Origin of the sequence: Acinetobacter sp. WY4 (assembly GCF_018438165.1) — a bacterium.
Taxonomy (GTDB): domain Bacteria; phylum Pseudomonadota; class Gammaproteobacteria; order Pseudomonadales; family Moraxellaceae; genus Acinetobacter.
In genome coordinates, this window is the sequence record NZ_CP053947.1 from 1275068 (window position 1) to 1296977 (window position 21910).

General features: G+C 44.9%; 15 protein-coding genes and 2 pseudogenes. 6 read left to right on the top strand and 11 right to left on the bottom strand.

The window, feature by feature from the left end; all coding sequences use genetic code 11:
* Window position 1: 1 nt before the first annotated feature.
* The 6 genes from nuoG to ndhC all read right to left on the bottom strand — a co-directional run bounded on the left by nuoG (window position 2) and on the right by ndhC (window position 7655).
* Window positions 2-2680: an NADH-quinone oxidoreductase subunit NuoG gene (nuoG, locus tag G4D73_RS06060; protein WP_213687597.1), complete on the bottom strand. Its 2679-nt coding sequence runs from the start codon at window positions 2678-2680 to the stop codon at window positions 2-4.
* Window positions 2681-2691: 11 nt separating this feature from the next.
* Window positions 2692-4023, bottom strand: a complete 1332-nt coding sequence (gene nuoF / locus G4D73_RS06065) for an NADH-quinone oxidoreductase subunit NuoF (protein WP_044111081.1) — start codon at window positions 4021-4023, stop codon at window positions 2692-2694.
* Window positions 4020-4529 carry an NADH-quinone oxidoreductase subunit NuoE gene (gene nuoE / locus G4D73_RS06070; RefSeq protein ID WP_004280775.1) on the bottom strand — a complete coding sequence of 170 codons (510 nt, stop codon included), beginning with the start codon at window positions 4527-4529 and terminating at the stop codon, window positions 4020-4022. The genes nuoF and nuoE overlap by 4 nt, the downstream gene beginning before the upstream one ends.
* Window positions 4530-4543: 14 nt before the next feature.
* Window positions 4544-6331 carry an NADH-quinone oxidoreductase subunit C/D gene (gene nuoC / locus G4D73_RS06075; protein WP_004732074.1) on the bottom strand — a complete coding sequence of 596 codons (1788 nt, stop codon included), beginning with the start codon at window positions 6329-6331 and terminating at the stop codon, window positions 4544-4546.
* Window positions 6332-6422: 91 nt separating this feature from the next.
* On the bottom strand, window positions 6423-7103 hold the full coding sequence (locus tag G4D73_RS06080) for a NuoB/complex I 20 kDa subunit family protein (protein ID WP_004280778.1): 681 nt from the start codon (window positions 7101-7103) through the stop codon (window positions 6423-6425).
* A 6-nt stretch (window positions 7104-7109) separates the two neighbouring features.
* Window positions 7110-7655 (bottom strand): NADH-quinone oxidoreductase subunit A, encoded by a 546-nt coding sequence (gene ndhC, locus G4D73_RS06085; RefSeq protein WP_044111083.1) that lies wholly within the window; start codon window positions 7653-7655, stop codon window positions 7110-7112.
* Between the two features lie 572 nt (window positions 7656-8227).
* On the opposite strand from ndhC, the gene G4D73_RS06090 reads away from it, so the two are divergent.
* A complete protein-coding gene (locus G4D73_RS06090) occupies window positions 8228-8584 on the top strand; it encodes a hypothetical protein (protein WP_004645876.1) in 357 nt (118 codons plus the stop codon).
* Between the two features lie 66 nt (window positions 8585-8650).
* Here the strand turns inward: G4D73_RS06090 and bfmS are convergent, their stop codons facing one another.
* Together bfmS and bfmR are read right to left on the bottom strand one after the other, a co-directional pair.
* Window positions 8651-10324: a sensor histidine kinase BfmS gene (bfmS, locus tag G4D73_RS06095; protein WP_213687598.1), complete on the bottom strand. Its 1674-nt coding sequence runs from the start codon at window positions 10322-10324 to the stop codon at window positions 8651-8653.
* A gap of 42 nt (window positions 10325-10366) precedes the next feature.
* Window positions 10367-11083, bottom strand: a complete 717-nt coding sequence (bfmR, locus tag G4D73_RS06100; protein WP_004280782.1) for a response regulator transcription factor BfmR — start codon at window positions 11081-11083, stop codon at window positions 10367-10369.
* A gap of 567 nt (window positions 11084-11650) precedes the next feature.
* On the opposite strand from bfmR, the gene G4D73_RS06105 reads away from it, so the two are divergent.
* The 4 genes from G4D73_RS06105 to G4D73_RS06115 all read left to right on the top strand — a co-directional run bounded on the left by G4D73_RS06105 (window position 11651) and on the right by G4D73_RS06115 (window position 16464).
* Window positions 11651-14488 carry a ribonucleoside-diphosphate reductase subunit alpha gene (locus G4D73_RS06105; protein WP_213687599.1) on the top strand — a complete coding sequence of 946 codons (2838 nt, stop codon included), beginning with the start codon at window positions 11651-11653 and terminating at the stop codon, window positions 14486-14488.
* Between the two features lie 106 nt (window positions 14489-14594).
* Complete coding sequence (locus G4D73_RS06110) at window positions 14595-14876, top strand: hypothetical protein (protein ID WP_005106197.1); 282 nt, start codon at window positions 14595-14597, stop codon at window positions 14874-14876.
* Window positions 14877-14910: 34 nt separating this feature from the next.
* Window positions 14911-15039 carry a hypothetical protein gene (locus G4D73_RS15610; protein WP_266100017.1) on the top strand — a complete coding sequence of 43 codons (129 nt, stop codon included), beginning with the start codon at window positions 14911-14913 and terminating at the stop codon, window positions 15037-15039.
* A gap of 141 nt (window positions 15040-15180) precedes the next feature.
* Entirely contained in the window at window positions 15181-16464 is a 1284-nt protein-coding gene (locus tag G4D73_RS06115; protein WP_004645882.1) for a ribonucleotide-diphosphate reductase subunit beta, read from the top strand.
* Window positions 16465-16569: 105 nt separating this feature from the next.
* Here G4D73_RS06115 and G4D73_RS15700 read toward each other — a convergent pair.
* Window positions 16570-16674, bottom strand: a pseudogene (locus G4D73_RS15700) (arsenate reductase (glutaredoxin)); the annotation flags it as partial.
* Between G4D73_RS15700 and G4D73_RS06120 the strand changes: the two are divergent.
* Window positions 16668-16751 (top strand): annotated as a pseudogene (locus tag G4D73_RS06120) (arsenical resistance protein ArsH); the annotation flags it as partial. The pseudogenes G4D73_RS15700 and G4D73_RS06120 sit on opposite strands and share 7 nt — an antisense overlap.
* Before the next feature lie 154 nt (window positions 16752-16905).
* Here the strand turns inward: G4D73_RS06120 and G4D73_RS06125 are convergent.
* A complete protein-coding gene (locus tag G4D73_RS06125) occupies window positions 16906-19080 on the bottom strand; it encodes a TonB-dependent receptor (RefSeq protein WP_213687600.1) in 2175 nt (724 codons plus the stop codon).
* A gap of 391 nt (window positions 19081-19471) precedes the next feature.
* Window positions 19472-21874 carry a glucose/quinate/shikimate family membrane-bound PQQ-dependent dehydrogenase gene (locus G4D73_RS06130; RefSeq protein ID WP_213687601.1) on the bottom strand — a complete coding sequence of 801 codons (2403 nt, stop codon included), beginning with the start codon at window positions 21872-21874 and terminating at the stop codon, window positions 19472-19474.
* Window positions 21875-21910: the final 36 nt, after the last annotated feature.

Below are 21910 nucleotides of genomic sequence, written 5' to 3' on the forward strand. Positions count from 1 at the left end.
ATTACACTCCTACCGCGACTGAAACAGGCTCTGCAAGAGATACCGTCGGTGCCAGACCGATTGGGTAGCCAATATAACCTGTCGGTAAATATTCAATCACTTGAACTGGAAGAACGATTGACGTTTCACCTGCTTTCACCGTGATTGTCTGACCATCTTGAACATTCAGGCGCGCTGCATCCTGCTCACCCACTGCAAATACCGCTTCAGGAATACGCGTTTCCATCGCTGGTGTTTTTACCGTGAATTCACCTGAACCAAAGATATGGTGCATTGGTACCAGACGGAAGCTTTCAGCATTGACCAGAACAGGTGCCGGTGCCACGAAGGTACGTGCCGGACGTTTTGCCAAACGGTCGAATAAACGAACGCCTGAATCACCACCTTTCAGTGAACCACCCACAGTTTCCTGGAACTTGTTCCAAGCTTGTGGCGAGTTCCAGCCTGCAGACCATGCAAATGGAACCAGTGGAGATGGAGTCTGGTCTCCGACATAACCTTCCATCGAGAATGTTAATGCAGAGTCTTTATCTGTAGGCTGTTTCGGCTCATGTACAGACAATGGCGAACGCATTGAAGTACGACCTGAGTAACGACGTGGTTCACGTGCCACTTTCAAGCCATGAACACGGAAGCCCGCATCAGGTGCAACATCCAGAATGCCTTCAAGCGCAGGAACGTTTTTCGCCACTGACTCGATCACATCATCCAGTAAAGTCCAAGAAATCGCTTTGCCTTTTACGCCTGTTTCCAGAGCGTGTAACCAGCGCCAAGATTCCTTGATCGCCAATTCAGGATTGTAGTAGCTTGGGTCATACACTTGGTAGAAACGTTGTGCACGGCCTTCTTGAGAAACGACAGTACCATCACCTTCAGCAAACGATGCAGCAGAAAGTACGATGTCGGCTTTTTTCACTGTTGCAGTTTCAGAGTGATCCAGTACGATCACATCTTTACCTGCAAGTGCAGCATCGACCTGTGCAGCAGGAAGACGACGGTAAAGGTCATTTTCAACCACAATCACAGTATCGTAATCTTGTGCAAATGCTTGCTCTAGGCTTTGACCACCAAAGATTGCCATACCCATCGAGTTCACTTCAGGAACCGTCAAAGTCAGACCTGCATTACCCAGATTCTGTGCAACTTGTACAGCAGCTTCCATAATGGCAGGATCTTGCAAGCTTGTACCCGAGATAATCAGTGGTTTCTTCGCAGCTTTTAAAGTGTCCGCAATGGTTTGTGCAAATGCTTTGGCATCGTCATCTAAACCAAGAATCGTTTCACCAGCAACTGCTGCAGCAACCGCAAAACCTAAACGCGCGATGTCGTTTGGAGAAGCAACCACTTCGCCTTCAGCAACATCAGACAAACGGGTTTGTGTCGCAGCCAGGATGTAAATCGGAGATTTTGCATCTTGGGCAATACGTTGTACCGGCTCAGCTAACCATTCTTGCGTACGGCGCTCTGCCGCCATCTCTTTGCCTTTATTTTTCGCAGCCTGGCGAACAGATAAAGCCATACGTGGCGCAGTTTGTGTGAGGTCTTCACCCAAAATTAACACAGCATCGTAGCTTTCAATTTCACGCATGTTCGGGTTGTAAACACCCTCGGTTTGCATGATAGAAGCTGCCAACTCAACCAGATTCTGTTCTTTTTGAGATAGACCTGTTGAGAAGTTCTCTTGACCCACCAACTCACGAAGTGCGAAGTTTGATTCAAGTGATGCACGCGGTGAACCAATACCCAATACTTTTTTGCCCTGGATATTTGCAATGACCGTGTCTAGTGCTGCATCCACTGAAACAGTTTCAACAGTTGCACCTTGACGGAATTGTGGTTGACGCGGTCGGTCCTCACGGTTCACATAACCTGTACCGAAACGGCCTTTGTCGCATAGGAAGTACTGGTTGACTTCACCGTTATAACGGTTTTCTACGCGGCGAAGTTCGCCATAACGCTCACCCGGAGAGATGTTACAACCTGAAGAACAGCCTTGGCATACGCTTGGCGCATACTGCATGTCCCATTTACGGTTGTAGCGAGCCGAATGAGTTTTGTCGGTGAATACACCTGTTGGACATACTTCAGTCAGGTTGCCCGAGAATTCAGACTCTAAAGTACCTGATTCAGGACGACCGAAGTACACACGTGATGCGTTGGCATACACGCCGAAGTCCGTACCACCTGCGTAGTCTTTGTAATAACGCACACAACGGTAACACGCGATACAACGGTTCATTTCGTGGGAAATGAATGAGCCAAGCTCCTGGTTGTAATGGGTACGTTTGGTGAAACGGTAGCGACGACGGTCATGCTGCGTCATTACAGTCATATCTTGTAAATGACAGTGACCACCTTCTTCACAGACTGGACAGTCGTGCGGGTGGTTGGTCATCAAGAATTCAACAATCGAAGCACGGAAATCTTTGGCTTCTTTGTCTTCAATCGAGATGTAGGTATTGTCAGATGCAGGCGTCATACATGACATGACCAAACGGCCACGCGTATCTTCTGGATTCGCGTACTGGGTCACGGCACATTGACGGCAAGAGCCGACAGAACCTAAGGATGGATGCCAACAAAAGTATGGGATATCAATGCCAAGACTCAAACATGCTTGTAGCAAGTTTTCCGAGCCGTTGACTTCATACGATTTGCCATCGACATGAATTGTAGCCATAGTCGAATTCCTTAAGCTTGTTCTACGTTGCTGGTTTGAGCGGCGGCATTCACAACCTTCGCTTCAAATTCGCCACGGAAATATTTGAGTGCGCCCATAAGCGGCTCCATTGCACCCGGTGCGTGGGCACAGAAAGTTTTACCAATCCAAAGCTTACGAGTCAGTTCTTGTAAGTGATCGATATCTTCTTTCTTACCTGTGCCATCTTCCAGTGCTTTCAGCGCTTTCACAGCCCAAGGTAAGCCATCACGGCAAGGCGTACAGAAACCACATGATTCGCGTGCAAAGAATTCTTCTAGGTTACGTGTCGCTGAAACCATACATTGGGTTTCATCTACCACCATCAATAAACAAGTTCCTAAACGCGAACCTGCCTTCATGATGCTTTCCGCATCCATAGGAAGATCAATATGCTCGGCAGCCAGGAAGTCAGTTGATGCACCGCCCGGTAACCATGCTTTCAGTTTCAAACCGTCGCGCATACCACCAGCATGTTCTTCAATCACTTCACGTGCTGTCGTACCAAATGGAAGCTCCCATAGACCCGGGAATTTCACCTTACCTGAAGCACCATAAATTTTGGTACCTGGATCTTTCGACTTACCCGCAGACAAGTTGATATACCATTCAGGACCACGCAGCATGATTGCCGGTAAGTTGTTGTAGGTCTCTACGTTGTTGACAATCGTAGGACGACCCCAAGCACCTGCAACTTGCGGGAATGGTGGCTTAGTACGCGGGTTGGCACGACGACCTTCTAGCGAGTTAATCAATGCAGTTTCTTCACCGCAGATATAACGACCCGCACCGGTATGCACGTGTAACTCGAAGTTCCAGCCTGTACCAAGGATGTTATCCCCTAAGTAACCTTTGGCACGAACTTGCTCAAGTGCTTCATTTAAGTACTGAGCAGCTTCGATGTACTCGCCACGGATAAAGATATAACCATGTGTTGCTTCAAGCGTATAACCCGCAATCAACATCCCTTCGATCAATTGATGCGGAAGATCTTCCATCAGCAAACGGTCTTTAAAGGTACCTGGTTCCATCTCATCGGCATTACAAATCAGGTAACGTGGACCTGAATTGTCATTTGGCGCCATCAAAGACCATTTAATGCCTGCCGGGAAGCCTGCACCACCACGACCTTTAACAGTCGCTGCTTTAACCACTTCCAATACATCTTTAGGCGACATGGTCAGTGCTTTTTTAAAGCCTGCATAACCTTCAAGCGCTTCGTAATCATCTGCATTACGTACGTTGGCTTGTTTGCTTAAACGCCATGTTAATGGATGCGTTTCCGGGTTACCGTCGCCATAAATTGGTTTTGGTTCAGTATTCATACATACTTCTCCAACAGCTGTTTCACCGAAGTCACTTCAACCAGACCATGCGTGTCTTCATCAATCATTAAGGTTGGACCTTTGTCACAGTTGCCCAGACAGCAAATTGGCAGCAAAGTGAAACGACCATCTGCAGTCGTTTGACCAAACTGAATGCCTAATTCGCGCTGGAATGCTTCTGCCAAAGTTTCCGCACCCATCAGGAAACACGCAATCGAATCACATAACAAAATTACGTGACGACCGACCGGCTGACGGTAAATACGGTTATAGAACGTTGCCACACCTTCAAGGTCTGCAACGCTCATGCTGAGCATTTGTGCGATGGCATTCATTTGCGCATCATCTACCCAGCCATTACGGCGTTGTACACACTTCAGCGCATCTAGACACGCTGCACGTGGGTATGGGTAGTGCCCCATGTGATGTTCGATATCGTGAATTTCGTCCGCAGTCAAAATTCCTTCAACATTCACACGTGGCTTTTTATCAGTCAAAATCATCATAATGCGTTTACCCCTTAGCGATCCACGTCAGCCATTACGACGTCAATGGTCGCTAAATAAATGATTAAGTCAGACATTAAGCTGCCGTTAATCACAGAAGGCATTTGCTGTAAATGCGTGAAGGTTGGTGTACGGATACGGGTACGGTAACTCATAGTTGACTTGTCTGAAGTCAAGTAGTAGTTCGACGCGCCTTTCACCACTTCCGCCATCACAGATGCTTCACCCGCCGGCATTACAGGACCCCAAGATACGCTCAGGAAGTGCGTAATTAAGGTTTCAATATCTTGTAATGTCTTGTCTTTTGGTGGTGGAACAGCCAGTGGATGGTCTGCTTTATACGCACCAGACGGCATATTATCTAAACATTGTTTGATAATTTTCAGTGATTCTTCGATTTCACGGTAGTGAACGATGACACGTGCATAGGCATCGCCTTCGTACTCAACCGGCACTTCGAAGTCATAATTTTCATAACCGCTATATGGGCGGTATTTACGTACGTCAAAGTCGATACCTGTAGCGCGTAGACCTGTACCTGTTACACCCCAAGCCAATGCAGATTTTGCATCGTATTGCGCAACATTACGGGTACGACCCACAAATACTGAGTTTTTCAGCGCTGCAGTATGATATTCCTTCAAACGTTTCGGCATCCAGTCCAGGATTTCACGAATCAGGTGCTGCCAGTTGTTTGGAAGGTCGTGTGCGGTACCACCGATACGGAACCATGCCGGATGCATACGGTAACCGGTGATCGCTTCAATTGCGTCATAGATTTTCTGACGGTCAGCAAACATGTAGAAGACTGGCGTCATACCGCCGGCATCCTGAATCGCAGTACCAATGAACAGCAAGTGGTTATTGATACGGAACAGTTCAGACATCATCACGCGGATACATTGCGCACGGTCAGGTACAGTAATACCCGCCATTTGCTCTACGCCAAGCACGTAAGGCATGTTTTGCGCACAACCACCGAGGTAGTCGACACGGTCTGTATACGGAATGAATGAATGCCAGGTTTGACGTTCAGCCATCTTTTCCACACCACGGTGGTGATAACCGATGTCAGGCACACAGTCTTTCACTTCTTCACCGTCCAGCTGCAAGATCACACGGAACGCACCGTGCGCAGATGGATGGTTCGGACCCAAGTTCAGGAACATGAAGTCTTCATCGGCATTGCCGCGCTTCATACCCCAATCTTCAGGGACGAAACGAAGATGTTCCTGTTCGTAGTCCTGTTTGGCTTTATCTTGCAAATACGGCGTATATTCAGTCGCACGTGCAGAATATTCTTTACGTAGCGGATGACCTTCCCAATAGGTTGGCAACAAGATACGACGGAGCATTGGATGCCCTTCGAAATTGATCCCGAACATATCGTAAGCTTCACGTTCGTACCAGTTGGCATTTGGCCAAATATTGGTTGCCGTCGGAAGATTCAAATCGCTTTCTGCTAAGGCAACTTTAATACGAATGTCAGTATTACGCTCGAGCGACAACAAGTGATAGAACACTGTGAAGTCAGACGCAGGTAAACCGTCGCGGTGCGTACGCAGACGCTCATCTACCGCTGACAAGTCGAACAACATCACGTAAGGACGTGACACTGTACGCAAGAACATTAAAACTTCTTGTACACGTGCGCGCTCAACCCAGACTGTCGGGAAATCCTCGAAAGTCGTTTGCACAAAGAAGTTCTCACCAAATTTGGTTTTGAGTTCTTCAATAATGGCAAATGCTGGGCGTGAATCAACAGGCGTTGATTCTGGCATAGCAATGTCAGTTTCAGCCATTGGCTTGGCTTCCTATTTAATACAAATTCAGTCAACCTAAACGACAATTACACCCATAGCGGGTGCACAACAAAACAACCTGTCGTTTAAATTATTTAATTTCATCCATTGAGCGCAGATTTTTCACAGCAACACGCTGGTCTTTCTTACGGTCACGTTCCGGCATCATCTTTGGCTTATACACTGGCTTAAGATCATCACCGATCACCGCAGAAAGCGGACGACGCTCTAGTTGAATCTGGTCTTGCAACAGCATCAATGCCTGAATCAAAGCTTCAGGACGTGGTGGGCAACCTGGAATATACACATCGACCGGGATGATTTTATCCACACCTTGTACGACTGAATAAATATCGTACATACCACCTGAGTTGGCACATGCACCCATTGAAATGACCCATTTCGGTTCAAGCATCTGTTCATACAGACGCTGAATTACCGGCGCCATTTTCACAAAGCATGTACCCGCCACAATCATTAAGTCCGCCTGACGCGGTGAAGCACGGATAACCTCGGCACCAAAACGTGACAAGTCATGCACGCCGGTCAAGGTCGTTGCATATTCCACGTAGCAGCAAGATGTACCAAAGTTAAATGGCCAAACTGAGTTTTTACGACCCCAGTTGACTGCTGTATGTACCACATCCTCTAAGCGAGTCATGAATACATTTTTATTCACTTCCTCTTCTAGCAACGGATCTTCTACAACAATACGTTCCTGAAGTGGATATTGGTCAGCATTCGGATTCGCACGGGTTAATGTATATTTCATCCCGTCTTACTCCTTATCAGATAATTGAGTTTGTGACTTTTTCACAAAACCAGATGATTGAGCCGGGATTTGACCCGTTGGATCCATCACCAATTCTTCAACCGAGTTGAAGCGCGTAATTTCTGCAAGATCCATATTTGGCGAACCAATCTTAGCTTTAATTCCTGCTGCCTTACGTCTGTCTGAAGGTGCCCAATTGAGTGCGCCTGTCGATAATTCGTAAATCAAACCAACAAGTAAAACTATGATAAAGATAGCTGCAGTTGCAAAACCAATCCAACCTACTTCACGAACAGAAACCGCCCATGCATATAGATAAAGTGCTTCTAAATCAAACACCACGAAGAAAATTGCAACTAAATAGAACTTTGCAGACAAGCGGATACGAGCTCCACCTGCGCTAACTACACCTGACTCAAACTGCTCCTGCTTGGCACGGCCCCATGATTTACCCCCGAGGAGTAATGGGACAGTCAGCATAAAGACGCATAAAAATGTAACGCCGATCACGAAGGCAATAATTGCCCATTCGTATGGAGTAATAGCACTCATGCGGGGATAACTCCTGGCAGGCCTATTTGTTAACAAAGAATGTATGTATTGGCCTTCAAATACACCAAACACAAAATTAATCCCGCCAATTGTACCTGATTTTGGATTTCACTTGCTAGTTTATAAGCCTTAGTCTTTGGGATGATTTTTTAGACATTTCAGCATTTAATTTGACTTTAATCATTCAGAATTCGTTTTAATCGTTTTCCCAAATTAAATTTTAATTATCTATTAATTTTTCTATAAAGAGCACTTCCAGAAAATAGGCTGATCGATGAGCTGCTTTTCTCGCCCACCCATTTAGATATAGTCTTTTTCACTATTGAATCCAAGTTAAATCGGATAAAAACTTATTTTAACAACTATTTTTTCTTTCAAACCAATTGATTTAACTTGATATTTAATGTGATTTTTTATATTTAACTGTTGCTTTACCCCCTGCAGCTACTTGGTAATCTTGGATTGGCAATTGTGTCTTTTTGCAACATGCTCAACGGACTGATTCAGAATATGTTATTTCTATTTCTAAACCACATCATGACATTAATAAAGTAACAATAAGGAATCCTTGCATGTCTCTACGCTTTTCCCATCGACCTAATTATTTTTTATTTGCTCAATTACTGGTTCGCCATATAGAAAATTACATCCAGAAAAATCCCAACATAAGCCAGGCAGCTTTTGACTTACGTGACATCCATGCACTTTTTCAAGAGGACCATGCTTCTTCCAGCATCAATCTGGATGGCATTATGAATATCGCTGACGAATATAAAGTCGAAACCTTATCAGGCGACCAAAAACTGATTCAGCGTTATAACGTCGATGCGAAAAATACCAAACTGGTGATCGACTTTAACTCTGAAGCGCTACAAAGCTTAAAAGAGGGTAAATCACTCATTGAACCTGATGCGACCATTCAGGAATAAAAATCGCTCCTAATAAAAAACGATGCCGATGCATCGTTTTTTATGACTAAAATCATTTACACAATATCAAGCTAAATGTTCACTCGCTTCCTCTGGCTTTTTTTCCAGCATTTTGCGCTTACTCTTCTTGACATAACGTTGTGCCGGCCAGGTCATGGTAAAACGCGCACCACCCAGCGTCGGACTTGGATCCACCTGAATCGTGCCACCAAACCAGTACGCAATCCGGCTGACAATCGACAAACCTAAACCATAACCACCCGACGCACGGGTACGGCTATCATCCAGTCGGGCAAAGGCATCAAAAATGCGGGCACGATCTATTTCTGGAATCCCCGGCCCGTCATCTTCAACGCAAACATAGGCCTGACCATCCTGATCCAGACCGCCGCTAATCAAGATTTTATTATCGCAATAACGTACAGCATTGCCGACCAGATTCTGAATTACACGATGCAGATAACGACGCTCCGCCTCTACTGTGACCGCAACAGGCATTGGATGTAATTCGATGATTTTCTGGGTTTTCAGCGCTTCAGTTTCTTGTGCCACCTGATTCAGTACGTCATACAGATCGATTTGCTCAAACTCAATCGACGGCATGCCCTGTTCCAGTTTGGCATAGGTCATGATCTCATCAATCAAGGTATTCAGCGCTTCAATATCTTTATCAATCTGTTCCACCTGTTGCAGACGATAATCGTAGTCATCTTCATCCGCCATCATTTCCACACCAAAGCGGATTCGTGCCACCGGTGTACGCAACTCATGCGACACCGCACGCATCAACTCACGCTGCGCTTCGATCAAACGCTGGATATGATCTGACATATTATTATAGCTAGACGCCAGTGTAGACATCTCGTCACTGCCTTCCACAGGAAGACGCAATGACATATTACCCGATTTCATTTTGTTTAAGGCATAGCTGACTTCACGCAACTTACGCTGCATCGGAACCAGAAGACCATAAACACCCAGACTCAACACAAAAAGGCTTAATAAGGTAATACCGGTCGCCAACTGGAATGGCATCCAGTTAAACAAGGGTACCGGCCCCATGACCAATACTTGCGAAGTCGAACCAGGAATCGGTGAAATAATTGAAATCGTGGTGCCACGAATAGAGGCATTATCGCGGTATAAAATGATGCTATGGTCCAGACGCAGACGTCCGATTTGCTCGGAGTCTAAAGGTAGATTCTGGACGTTTTCGATGGAAACCGGATAAGAAAAATAATCCTGAATACGAGCCAGGTATTCTTTTTCCTGACCTGGATAGTAGACCAGATAATCCAGGATAAAGACCGGTAAGGCCCTCATCTGGCGCTCAGTAATGCTGTCGGCCTTAATATAAAGGTAATGACCCGGGTCATCGCGCAGCCCAACTACAATATAGGCAATACCCGATTCAGCGTCCCAACGCACCACCGCTTTTCGTTCGGCAATACGGCGCCCTTCAGCACGGGTAATGTCGACCTTGCTGGCTTCTACATAGTGAATGGGCAATTCCAGCAAATCAGAGGCATCAGAAACCCAATCCATTTTTTGCTGGAGATTTGGCTGGCGTGCAACCCCCTCACTGATGATATATGCCATACCATCAGTCAGGGATTCGCGATATTCTTGCGCACGCTGATAGTTGATAATCTGTACCAACAAATAGCCGAACACCGCCACCAAGACGACAAGAATGACGAGTCCTGCGTATATACGCAAAAATATACTGTGTTTAAACACCTATAATTTATCCTGCTTGTTCAAGCAACAAACCACATTTGCTTAAAGACCATTGGTCTCTTTAACAAAAAGATAACCCTTACTACGTACTGTTTTAATACGCTTCGGATTTTCTGGATCGTCACCGATTTTTGGACGGATACGAGAAATACGCACATCGATTGAACGGTCTTGGCCATCATATTCGATACCACGTAAACGCTCGAAAATATCTTCGCGAGAGAGAATACGGCCAGCATTCGATGCAAGCAACCATAACAGGTCATATTCTGCGCTGGTAAAATCAACCAGATCGCCATTTAAGGTCACTGAACGACCGCCGTTGTCGATGACCAGATCATCAAATTCGATGCGCTGTGCCACTTCATCTTCAGGTACCTTATCAGTACGGCGCAATAATGCACGAATACGTGCCAGCAATACACGCGGCTGAACAGGCTTAGCGACATAGTCATCTGCACCCATTTCCAGACCTAAAACCTGATCCATGTCTTCAGTACGCGCAGTCAACATCAAAATCGGCTGATGATAATGTGGACGCACTTCACGGCAAATGGTCAAGCCATCAGCACCTGGTAACATTACATCCAGCACCACCATATCTGGCTGCTCGGCAATAATCCGACGAATGGCACGGTTACCATCCGGCTCTACCCCCACCTCAAGTCCGTTACGAATGAGGTATTCTTGCGTTAAACGAGCAAGACGCTCGTCATCTTCAACAATTAAAATCTTGGGTAACTTTTCTTCTTGGCTCATGTATTGCCCCTTATTTGGTGGATCTACGCTATAGGCGTATCCTTTTGAAATCCAATAGATACGTTTTTAATATGCTTGCAATATACACACGTTTACATTGTAAACAAGATAGCGTTCACCAAACTGATACATCAAGATAGCATTTTGTAATATTTTATCGTGCATTTTTTGGACAATTATGCTTGAAACAGTGGCTTAGATCTGATTTGCGATTTACACAACTATTACATGGACAAAATATGACTGCTTGATTCAGCACTTTTTAGTTATCCACAGTGTTATCTATAAGCACTTTCTTTTGACTTTGTTATGCTATGCCTTGCCTGATAAGGCTTATACAAAAATCAATAAAAATAGCGATATTTTTACAAGGATTAAAGCACAACTTAAGAAAAATATTTAGCTAAATGTCAATATTGATCTACCCTAAATTTTCCCGTATCTTGTGTTCAATTAATTTTAAAACCACTAGGTCTTGTGTTTATTCCTCAAACACTGTGGCATGAATTTTGCCCAGTTCAAACGGTCCATAAACATAAAAATAGATGACAATGGAGCTATGCTAACATGAGCGTAATCACTTCAACTCCTGGTCAACTTCAGGTGATTAAACGCACCGGTGATGTTGCCGCTTTTGATGCAGAAAAAATTTCTGTCGCAATTGGTAAAGCGTTTTTGGCGGTTGAAGGCCAACAAAGCGCTGACTCGAGCCGGATCCATGATCGTATCGAGCAACTGACGGAAATGGTATTAAATACCTTTAAACGTCGTTTACCTTCTGGCGGAACGATTCATATTGAAGAAATTCAAGACCAAGTTGAACTTGCGCTAATGCGTACGGGCGAACAGAAAGTTGCACGCTCTTATGTCATTTACCGTGAACAACGTTCTGAAGCACGTAAACAGTTGGGCGCACATCATCACCCGACCCTGCAAATTACTGATGCTGAAGGCAAACTCAAGCCACTAGATTTAAGTGCTTTAACTGCGCATGTTACTAAAGCAGCAGAAGGCCTTGAAGGCATTGATGTACAAGCCATTGTCGATGAGACCGTGAAAAACTTGTACAACGGCGTAAAAGAGTCGGACATCTCAACCACGATGATGATGGCGACCCGTACCCGTATTGAGCAAGAGCCTAACTATACATATGTGACTGCACGTTTATTGCGTGATGACCTGGTTGCGACTGGTTTGAAATTCCTGGGTCTACCTGTAGATACAGTTGAAGGCGATGCGCTGGAAACTTACCTGAAAAAAGGGATTGAGCTTGAGCTGCTTTCTCCAGAATTGCTGAACTTTGACCTTGCGAAATTGGCTGCTGCGATTCAACCGGAACGCTCGAATCAGTTTACTTACCTGGGTCTTCAAACTTTATTTGACCGTTACTTCATCCATTCGGATGGCGTACGTTTCGAACTTCCGCAATTGTTCTTTATGCGTGTTTCTATGGGCTTGTCGCTCAATGAAGAAAACCGTGAAGATCGCGCGATTGAGTTCTATAACTTATTGTCTAGCTTCGACTACATGGCTTCGACGCCTACCCTATTTAACTCAGGTACGCTTCGTCCACAATTGTCTAGCTGCTACTTGACCACGATTGATGATGACCTGTATGACATTTATGGCGCGATGCGTGATAACGCAATGCTGTCTAAATGGGCAGGCGGTTTAGGTAATGACTGGACGCCAGTTCGTGCCTTGAACTCATACATCAAAGGCACTAACGGTAAATCTCAAGGTGTTGTTCCGTTCCTGAAAGTAGCGAACGATACCGCAGTTGCGGTGAACCAGGGTGGTAAGCGTAAAGGTGCAGTATGTGCATACCTTGAAACCTGGCACCTGGACATCGAAGAATTCCTGGAATTGCGTAAGAACACCGGTGATGACCGTCGTCGTACCCACGACATGAACACTGCGAACTGGGTTCCTGACCTGTTCATGCAACGTGTATTCGAAGATGCGGAATGGACACTGTTCACGCCTTCTGAAACGCCTGATCTGCATGATTTGACGGGTGCTGAATTCGCTGAGCGTTATGCACATTACGAAGCGATTGCCAAAGAAACAAACATGTTGCATAAGAAAATCCGTGCAAAAGATTTGTGGCGCAAAATGCTGTCTATGTTGTTTGAAACTGGTCACCCGTGGATCACATTCAAAGACGTATGTAACCTGCGTTCACCACAACAACACGTTGGTGTAGTTCATTCTTCTAACTTGTGTACAGAAATTACTTTGAACACTAGCAAAGAAGAAATCGCAGTTTGTAACTTGGGTTCAATCAATCTGGTACAACACGTTCAAGGTGGTGTACTTGATCGCGAAAAACTGGCACGTACAGTTAAAACTGCGGTTCGTATGCTCGACAACGTGATCGACATCAACTACTACGCTGTTCCGCAAGCGCGCAACTCGAACCTGAAACACCGTCCGGTTGGTATGGGTATCATGGGCTTCCAGGATGCACTGTATGAGATGAACCTGGCGTATGGTTCTGATGCTGCGGTTGAATTTGCTGATGAATCGATGGAAGTGATTTCGTACTACGCGATTTCAACATCTAGCGATTTGGCTGTTGAACGTGGTACATACGAAACATTCAAAGGTTCATTGTGGGATCAAGGTATCCTACCAATCCACTCGCTTGATCTGGTTGCGAAAACTCGTCCAGAACGCATGTTCGAAGTCGACCGCACTCAACGTCTGGACTGGGACACTTTACGTGCCAAAGTTCAAAAAGACGGTATGCGTAACTCGAACGTGATGGCAATTGCTCCGACTGCTACGATTTCAAACATTTGTGGCGTGTCTCAATCTATTGAGCCTACATTCCAGAACTTATATGTGAAATCTAACTTGTCTGGTGAATTCACTGTGATCAACCCGTACCTGGTACGTGCGTTGAAAGAACGTGGTCTTTGGGATGCGGTGATGGTCAACGACCTGAAACACTTCGAAGGTTCTGTTCAGAAGATTTCCCGTATTCCTGAAGAGCTTAAAGCCATTTTCGCGACTGCATTTGAAGTTGATACACGCTGGATCGTGGATGCTGCATCACGTCGTCAAAAATGGATCGATCAGGCTCAGTCTCTTAACCTTTACATCGCTGGTGCAAACGGTAAGAAACTGGACATCACTTACAAGATGGCTTGGTTACGTGGTCTTAAGACGACTTATTACCTTCGTGCATTGGGTGCGACTTCTGCTGAGAAATCAACCATTAACACTGGCGCATTGAACGCAGTTAAACCTGCAACTGTTGCGGCGCCTGTTGTAGCAGCAGCTCCTGTCGTTGAAGCGCAAAAACCTGAAGCTCCTGCAGAGGAAGAAGGTTTTGCTCAAGCGGCGCCAGTGCCAATGGCATGTTCAATTGACAATCCTGATTGTGAAGCTTGTCAATAATTAACTAAAGGTATCGAACTCAGAAATTAGGCTACTCACGTGGCCTCTCTGGAAATTCTCTAAACGTTAGGCTACGTATAGCGTAATTTTTCTGAAAGGAAGAATTATGAAAAAAAGAAAAGATATCTTTGGTCGAAAAATTGATTTAACCAGAGAAGAGCGTAAGTCTCTTCAAAGATTTGTAAGTGTAGCGATTACGGCTATTTGGTTTTGGCGATTTAGAGATTTGCCAATCATCTATAGCTTGCTTAATTGTCTCACTTGTATGTTCACAGAGTTTTTAAGACTTCTTAAAAAGAGTTGGGAATTATCTATAGTGCTAGCTATACCTTATTTTGCAGCAAAGTTCGCACTATATTTTATTCATTTGAGTCAGCCTATCATTTGATAGGCTAACTATAAAAATAAAGGAAATCACCATCATGCCTCCAATGACTCATAACTACATGTTAGGACTTGCGGCATTGCTGATTTCCTTTGGTATTACCTTTTATTTACCCATTGCTTACTTCTGGCTCAAAGTTCGCCAGCAGCGTAAGCAAAATAAGTAGTGGGGATTATTGCTCCTGTATAAAACTAGAGCATTCATCAACAAAACTTAATTTTGCTTACACAAATTAAGCGTATAGTAAGACATCTCAGCCAAGCTGAATGTCTCATAAAAGATATAAAGCAACGTAGAGAGAATTGATATGTCTATCCTAAGTTGGGACGATTTCGAAGATGATTCGCAAAAACCGGCTGCACCTGAACAGCAGCCTGCGCCCGTCGAGCCGCAAAAAGCGACTAATTCACAGATGGTATCTGATGCAGGCAACGCATCGCCGGATGTGGCAGCTGCACAACCCCTTAGAGCCACTCAAAACCGAGGATCAAATCCAACCGATTCGCTGGCAAGAGCATCTGCTTCCCTAGAGCAGCTTGATGTTGCTCCAGGCCTTGAAGAGCTTGAAATGGGTGCACAGCGTGTACAGGTTGACGACAAGGCGATGATCAACTGTCGTGCAGACTTGAACCAGCTTGTTCCATTCAAATACGAATGGGCTTGGCAGAAGTATCTGGACGGATGTGCAAACCACTGGATGCCGCAAGAAGTCAACATGAACCACGACATCGCGCTGTGGAAGTCTGAAAATGGCTTGACTGAAGATGAACGTACCATCGTGATGCGTTCACTCGGTTTCTTCTCGACTGCCGATTCACTGGTTGCAAACAATCTGGTACTGGCGATTTACCGTCACATTACCAACCCTGAATGCCGTCAGTACATCTTGCGTCAGGCATTTGAAGAAGCGATTCACACACACGCTTACCAGTACTGTATCGAGTCGCTAGGCATGGATGAAGGCGAAGTCTTCAACATGTACCGTGAAGTACCGTCAGTTGCACGTAAAGCTGCGTGGGGCCTGAAATATACTCAGTCTTTAAGTGATCCTACATTCAAAACCGGCACACCTGAAAATGACCAGATCCTGCTTCGCAACCTGATAGCGTTCTACTGTGTTCTTGAAGGTATTTTCTTCTACTGTGGTTTCAGCCAGATCCTGTCTATGGGCCGTCGTAACAAGATGAATGGTGTTGCCGAGCAGTTCCAGTACATCCTGCGTGACGAGTCGATGCACCTGAACTTTGGTATCGACATGATCAACCAGATCAAGATCGAAAACCCAGGTTTATGGACCACTGAATTCCAGGAAGAAATCATCCAGATGATTCTTGAAGGTACGATGCTGGAAATCGAATACGCACGTGACACCATGCCACGCGGTGTACTTGGCATGAACGCTGGCATGATGGAAGAATACCTGAAGTTTATTGCGAACCGTCGTCTGGCGCAGTTGGGTTTGCCTGAACAGTTTGCTGGTGTGAATAACCCGTTCCAGTGGATGTCAGAGATGATGGACTTGCGTAAAGAGAAGAATTTCTTCGAGACGCGCGTAACAGATTACCAAACTGGCGGTGCGTTAAGCTGGTAAGGTTTAGCTTAAAATGACACGACATCTGTGATTTTAACTTTAAATAAAAAGCCACCCTTGCGGTGGCTTTTTTATGATCTGATTTATCGTCTTCAATTCTGGGATTTATTTCAACCGCTTCCCTGCTTCATCAATAATCATTTCCCCATCTTCATTGCTAAACGCTGCGCACTGCGGAGCAGAAAGAATATCTAAAACAACTTCTGATGGAGAAACTTTACAAGTTCACCCTCCTCACCCGCGGTCAGTCTGCTGATCTCACCGATCGATATTCTGAACGAGTCTAAAGTGCTGAGGAATTATCAAAGCGGGTAAATCAGAAAACAATCTAGTATTTTCCAGACTGCTTCGATTCATCTTTTTAAAACCTCAATATTTAAAATCCCGCTTTAAAAGCGGGATTTTTTATTTTGAAAATTTAGCAGCCACAAATCATTTCAATTAAAACTCTTTTGTCACGCTCAAACCCGCACTCCAGTTTCGCCCTTCTGCTGGTTCATAGAAACGACTATTGCTTTCATTGACAATCACTGAACCTGAATAGTCTTTATCAAAAAGATTATCGACACGTGCAAAAGTTTTGACAGACCAGTCTTTCATATTCCATTTATAGCCAACATTGGCACCAGCAACAGTATAGCTGGGTGCATATTCAGTATTGGTATCATTGACATAAATTCGATCTGAATAACGTACATCCAAACCTGCACTCAAACCATTTTCAGGTTTCCAGCCCAGACTTAAAAATGCCTGATTTTTGGCAATACCGGGAATATAGTTTCCTGATTCAACTCTCGACACTGCAATATTGCCATTCTGATTTAAAATTTCAGGAATATCAGCATCAAAAGTTGCATCTATATAGCTATAGCTGGCTTGAGCAGTGAGATCACGCCATAAACTTTTATTCCAGGAGAGTTCAATACCTTCTCTTAAAGTTTGATCTGCATTACGGAAAGTAGAGCGACCATTGTCATTACCTGCAGAAACAATGTCATCCTGAGTCGTGGTATGGAATACTGCAGCAGTAAAATCACCGAAACGATTAGCAGATTTTAAGCCAAGTTCATACGTTTCACTTTCTGCTGCTTTTAAACTAAAGCTCCGGTGTTCTGCAGTATTTGCAGGATAAGACATTTCGGTAAAGGTGGGCGTTTCAAAGCCTTGTGCATAACTGGCATAAGTCATCAGCTCAGGTAAAATCTGCCAGCTTAAGGCCATGGATGGTAATAATTTATCATAAGTGGTTTTACCTGAATTATCACCATTCACATCAGTAATATAATGATCTTCTGATTTAAAATGCACATTGCTATAGCGCAGGCCGGCATCTAAAGTCCAATCGGGAGCAAAATGATAAGAAGCTTGCAAATACGGATCTAAATTCCACAGGGTATTATCTTCATCTCGACGCAGTTCGCCTTTGACTCCCAAGCGATCACCTAAAAAGTTTTGATAGCCTTTACGGTCTTCGGTCATGGCATCTACGGCGACACCTGCAATCAGTTTAGTATTTGGTAGAATATCTTTACCCGTCCAGCGTAAATCTGTCCCATAAAAATTACGGTCAAAATCAATGACACCACCGGGATGATTTCGGGCTAGTTGAACTGTATTAGGTTTACAAATATCAGTATTTTCTTCATATGCACACTTTGGAATCGACTGATATTGCGTGACTGCGCGCTGTCCCCAGTAGGCCATGCCATACAGTTCATGCTGGTCATTGATCGGCTTATTCCAGGTCAAACCTGTTTGCAGTTGTTCAATTTCTTTACGAGCATTGTATTTGGTGACATTACCAACCACTTGCTTCGGATTGGCTTCCCATTGTGGACGAGTTAAACCACCTGGATCATCTGCTTCAATTTTGACGTAGTTATTGACCCAGTTAATTTTACTGCCATCTTCCAGATCCCAGGTCAGCTTGGCATTATTTAGAACTTTATGTGCACTGCTGTGGTCACGGTAACCATTGGTATCAAAATAAGATGAGCTGATGATATAAGCTGGTTCATCGGCATTCTCTGAACCGCCTTGTAAAACCAGCTTGGTCTGCCCTTTATTTTGACTACCTGCAGTATGCCCCAGCTCAATCGAGTCAGCACCTTGCCCCTCTCGCGTGGTGGTTAAAATCGTTCCCCCCGAAGAGTTGCCATAGAGCGATGAAAATGCACCACCCAATACTTCAATATGATCCAGACTGTTTAAATCAATATTCGAGGTTTGCCCCTGCCCATCCGGCATTGTTGCAGGGATTCCATCTACATATAAACGCACACCACGCACACCGAAACTGGAGCGCGCACCAAAGCCCCGCATTGAAATTTGCAGGTCTTGGGCATAGTTTTCACGATTATTTAACTGTAATCCCGGAACGCCTTTTAATGTTTCCGAAAGGTTCACATTCATGCTGTTATCTTGTTCTTGATTCAGATAATACACTGACGCCGGTGTGGTCAATCGCTCCCGATCGGTACGGGTCGCTTGAATAACAATGGTGTCTAACCTTTGGACTTCTTGTGTGTCATTTTCTGCATAAATATTCTGACCTACGCAAGCAATCAGGCAGGACAAGGTCGATCTCACGAATGGAAATTTCGGGCTTTGATACATAAATGACAGGCCTTATTTGAAAGTGGTTTAATGCGGCAAATACCTTATCGAGATGGCGTACATCTCATGATTCAATTCATTTTTTTTAAGCATCGATATCCAGTAAATGCGCTGATTCGATGACATATAGTTCGCTCAATGAATAGAAATATTTTGAGCTTAAAAATTCTGTGTTCGATAAATTCAGACTTGATTAATCCTTTATCTGAATTGCGCTTAAAATCAGCCATATACAAAGCATATTATTTTAATGCGATCTGAATGAAATTGAGCTTTCAGAAACAAATCAACATCATTTCTCTGTGTCCTTAAAACTCGATGTAGGCATTCAACAATACATAATAAAAAAGCCTGACGAATCAGGCTCCTTCATACTGATTTAAAAGTTCAACTATTTATTGTCTGGCAAGGCATAAGCCACCAGAGAGTCGCCCATTTTGGTACCAAAAGAACCATGACCACCCGCCATAATGACCACATACTGCTTGCCATTGGCCTCATAGGTCATTGGCGTAGCCTGACCACCTGCAGGTAGACGACCTTTCCACAACTCATCACCGTTGTTCACGTTGATGGCACGGATATAGTTATCTTGAGTTCCACCCACAAACATTACATTACCCGCAGTTGAAATAGGCCCACCCAGCATCGGCACACCCATTTTGAATGGTGGCAATGGAATGCCAGGCATACTGTCACGAATGGTACCGATGCGGCGTTTCCAGGCCACTTCATGAGTATTTAGATCCACCCCTGCGACAAAGCCCCAAGATGGCTGTTTACACGGCAGTCCAAATGGAGACAGGAACGCACTGATTTCAACGCCATAAGGCACACCATACATCGGTTGAACACCTGCTTCTGTACCTGCACCTTTAGCCGTCTTAGGACGGTTCGGATCTTGAGGAATCAGTTTTGATACAAATGGCAGGCCAATCGGGTTGGTTAATGCAATTTGACGGTCCGGATTCACCGACATACCACCCCATTCAAACACACCCAAATTGCCCGGGAAGACCAGTGTCCCATTTTCAGAAGGTGGTGTATAAATGCCATCGTAATTCAGTTTATGGAATGCAACACGGCAGACCAACTGGTCAAACATGGTCGCACCCCACATCTGTTTATCGGTCAATTTATCTTGTGGCGCCAGATTAAAATCAGAGAACGGTTGAGTTTTAGAATAGAACTCACCTTTGGTTTGGGGTCCACGTTTCACAGATTGTGGTACCGGTTTCTCGGTAATCGGCACAATCGCTTTACCATTACGACGATCCAGCACAAAAGCATTCCCAGTTTTGGTCAAGACATAAATGGCTGGAACCATATTGCCACTTTTGTCTTTAATCTCGGTCAATGTCGGCTGTGAAGGTACGTCCATATCCCACAAATCATGATGGGTAGTCTGGAAGTTCCATACCAGCTTACCGGTCGTTGCATTCAAGGCCAGCATCGAGTTGGCATAACGCTCGTCCAGTTCAGTCCGGTGACCACCGTAAATATCCGGGGTACCGACACCCGTTGGTACGTAGACGATATCCAGCTCTGCATCATAGGCCAAAGGTGCCCAAGCATTTGGAGAGTTATGTACAAATTTTTGACCCGGTGCAGGAATCAAATTCGGATCTTCAGCGCCTGTGTCAAATACCCAAAGCAGTTCACCGGTATTGACATCATAACCACGGATCACACCCGATGGTTCTTCAGTTGAATAGTTATCTGTAGTTGAACCCGCAATAATGATCGTAGTGCCGGTTACTACAGGCGGTGAGGTTGGAATATAACCGCCTGGATATGGGAATGGCATATCTTTTTGCAGATCAACTTCGCCATTTTTACCAAAGTCAGAGCAGACTTTACCGGTGGTCGCATTAACCGCCACTAAACGCCCATCATTGACCGGTAAAATCACTTTTTGTGGACATTCAGCCGATGTGGTTTTCTTCGCAGCGAGACTGCTTTCAAAACCAACCGTATTGTTGACATCATAATAAGATACGCCACGGCAGGTTAAATGCTGATAGGTATGATCGGCTTTCAGCTTTGGATCATAGGTCCATTTCGCCTTACCAGTTGCCGGATCAAGCGCAGTCAATTTCTGGTGAGTGGTACAGATGTACATGTTGTCACCCACCTTGATTGGGGTAACCTGATTGGTGGTTTCACCCGAGTCATTTTCAGTCTTGAATTCGCCCGTGTGATATTCCCAAGCCACCTGCAAATCTTTGACGTTTTCAGTATTAATCTGCTTTAAGGGTGAATAACGCAAACCGGACTGGGTACGGCCATAAGCCGGCCAATCTTCATCTGCCACACCGGGAATTGGCTGGTGGGCTGCAGGCTGCTGGGATTTTAATTCACCGCGAATTTCTTGCGGGTCATTAAATACAGCATAAATCATGACGGCAATAGTAATGGCCAATGAAGCACCCAAGGCAATTTTCGCACCTTTGCTTTGATCAAAGCCACGTGTTACCGCCGGAATCAGCAGCGCTAAACCGAATAGACCTAAAATATCCAAACGCGGCGCAAGTGCAAAGAAATCTGAACCGACTTCCCATAGGCCCCACACCACTGTTGCCAAAACGAATACGGCATAAACCAGAAGTGCAGCGCTTTTTCGTTGATATAAGAGAACTGCGGTCGCAATAAAGAGAATACCTGCAATGATGTAGTACCAAGACCCACCCAGCACTGCAAGATAAATCCCTCCAATCAGCAGTCCTATACCGAAAACAGCGGCAATGACCGCTAAAATTGTTTTCAGTACTGAACCTGATGATGAAGTATTCATATTGAACACCTATAAAAGTTTTTTTGAAAGTCCATG

Coding starts and splice junctions, on each gene's coding strand:
- nuoG (WP_213687597.1), bottom strand. CDS start 2,680: ATGGCTACAATTCATGTCGATGGCAAATCGTATGAAGTCAACGGCTCG.
- nuoF (WP_044111081.1), bottom strand. CDS start 4,023: ATGAATACTGAACCAAAACCAATTTATGGCGACGGTAACCCGGAAACG.
- nuoE (WP_004280775.1), bottom strand. CDS start 4,529: ATGATGATTTTGACTGATAAAAAGCCACGTGTGAATGTTGAAGGAATT.
- nuoC (WP_004732074.1), bottom strand. CDS start 6,331: ATGGCTGAAACTGACATTGCTATGCCAGAATCAACGCCTGTTGATTCA.
- G4D73_RS06080 (WP_004280778.1), bottom strand. CDS start 7,103: ATGAAATATACATTAACCCGTGCGAATCCGAATGCTGACCAATATCCA.
- ndhC (WP_044111083.1), bottom strand. CDS start 7,655: ATGAGTGCTATTACTCCATACGAATGGGCAATTATTGCCTTCGTGATC.
- G4D73_RS06090 (WP_004645876.1), top strand. CDS start 8,228: ATGTCTCTACGCTTTTCCCATCGACCTAATTATTTTTTATTTGCTCAA.
- bfmR (WP_004280782.1), bottom strand. CDS start 11,083: ATGAGCCAAGAAGAAAAGTTACCCAAGATTTTAATTGTTGAAGATGAC.
- G4D73_RS06105 (WP_213687599.1), top strand. CDS start 11,651: ATGAGCGTAATCACTTCAACTCCTGGTCAACTTCAGGTGATTAAACGC.
- G4D73_RS06110 (WP_005106197.1), top strand. CDS start 14,595: ATGAAAAAAAGAAAAGATATCTTTGGTCGAAAAATTGATTTAACCAGA.
- G4D73_RS15610 (WP_266100017.1), top strand. CDS start 14,911: ATGCCTCCAATGACTCATAACTACATGTTAGGACTTGCGGCATTGCTG.
- G4D73_RS06115 (WP_004645882.1), top strand. CDS start 15,181: ATGTCTATCCTAAGTTGGGACGATTTCGAAGATGATTCGCAAAAACCG.
- G4D73_RS06125 (WP_213687600.1), bottom strand. CDS start 19,080: ATGTATCAAAGCCCGAAATTTCCATTCGTGAGATCGACCTTGTCCTGC.
- G4D73_RS06130 (WP_213687601.1), bottom strand. CDS start 21,874: ATGAATACTTCATCATCAGGTTCAGTACTGAAAACAATTTTAGCGGTC.